Below are 711 nucleotides of genomic sequence, written 5' to 3'. Positions count from 1 at the left end.
GAACAAGCGTGCGGCCGCTACCGATCATATCGACAACGACACGCCTGGCGTGCCAGCCGACATCGCAAACGATGCGGTAACGGACGGCAAAAGGCGTTTGCCCGGAGCAGACTGCGACAGAGTCGGCCGAGACCTCCCCTGCCCGCTCCTGCAGCACCAAATGTTCGAGACCCGGTCCGTCCCACTCGCGCCAACGTATGATCTTCACATCTTCCGGCATCAGCCCAACACCTCCATGGCGACTGGACGCTAGTTTGTACCCGGTGGCTGATAGGGGCCGCCCGGCACACCCCAGCCCCAGGCCGGCATCGGTTCCGTCTGCGGATCGCAGGTTTCGCCGAGATTGGAGTTCATCTTGGCCAGGCGCGATCCCCATTCGACATAGCCCATGAAGGCCGAACGGAATTCCGGATCGTCAGGCAGGCCGACCGCGTCGGCGGCATCGGCCAGGAGGCTGATCCAGCGGCGGCGCTGCTCTTCGCTCAGATGCTTGCCCAGATGGTGCATGACCATCTCGCGGTGGCCGCCGAACTGCTCGCTGTAGGTCTTCGGTCCGCCGAAAACCTCGCCGATGAAGGCCGCGACATGGGCGGGGTGATCCGGCGACATGGTCTTGAACACCGGCCCGACGATCGGGTCCTGCGCCACCTTGTCATAGAAGGTCTGGGTGAGCCGGTTCAAAGCCTCGCTGCCGCCGGCCCATTCGTAGAG

Annotated in this window: 2 protein-coding genes; both read right to left on the bottom strand. The window is 64.1% G+C overall.

Annotated elements, in window-relative coordinates; genetic code table 11:
* A partial coding sequence (locus tag EN969_RS33875; RefSeq protein ID WP_206525359.1) for a putative glycolipid-binding domain-containing protein occupies nt 1-220 on the bottom strand: 220 nt, incomplete at its 3' end.
* Nucleotides 221-249: 29 nt separating this feature from the next.
* Nucleotides 250-711, bottom strand: a 462-nt coding sequence (locus EN969_RS33870; protein WP_127419909.1) for a group II truncated hemoglobin, incomplete at its 5' end; no start/stop codon positions are given.

Source organism: Mesorhizobium sp. M7A.F.Ca.CA.003.01.2.1, from assembly GCF_003998945.1.
Taxonomy (GTDB): Bacteria; Pseudomonadota; Alphaproteobacteria; order Rhizobiales; family Rhizobiaceae; genus Mesorhizobium; species Mesorhizobium ciceri.
The sequence above is the reverse complement of the archived record's forward strand: the minus strand, read 5'-3'. Positions and strand labels throughout refer to the sequence as shown.